The sequence below is a fragment of the Spirulina sp. CCY15215 genome (assembly GCF_016888125.1).
Classification (GTDB): domain Bacteria; phylum Cyanobacteriota; class Cyanobacteriia; order Cyanobacteriales; family Spirulinaceae; genus CCY15215.
Genome location: NZ_JACSWA010000173.1, coordinates 1 through 393, shown reverse-complemented (window position 1 = coordinate 393; position 393 = coordinate 1). Strand labels below are relative to the sequence as shown.

1 protein-coding gene is annotated in these 393 nt (G+C 36.9%); it reads right to left on the bottom strand.

The window, feature by feature from the left end; all coding sequences use genetic code 11:
• Positions 1-82: 82 nt before the first annotated feature.
• Positions 83-391, bottom strand: a complete 309-nt coding sequence (locus JUI58_RS00870) for a hypothetical protein (RefSeq protein ID WP_348539806.1) — start codon at positions 389-391, stop codon at positions 83-85.
• Positions 392-393: the final 2 nt, after the last annotated feature.

Here is a 393-nt window from a genome sequence, read left to right as displayed (position 1 = left end):
GAGAGGCGATCGCACTTTCTCCTATTTTCCTAAAATAACATATTATTAAGATGGGCGCACTATCCTCGAAACGCGATCGCCATCAAGAGAGAGGATTAGAAAAGAAAACTAGCTTTCCTAAAACAGTTAATATTCCTGTCACTAAAATTCCCACGATTCCCAAAAATCCAATTGTTATGCTATTCATTCGAGCATTTGTATCATCAATCCGTTTTTCTAAAGAAGACTGTGTCTTCTCCATTTGCTTCTCTAAAGAAACTCTGGTATCGTCAATTCGTTGATTGGTGTCATCCATACGCTTTTCTACATGACCAACTCTCTCATCAAGTCGTTTGATTTCTCCTTTAACTTCAGTAAAACCAACTTCAACTTTTGTTGCTAAAGAATCAATCT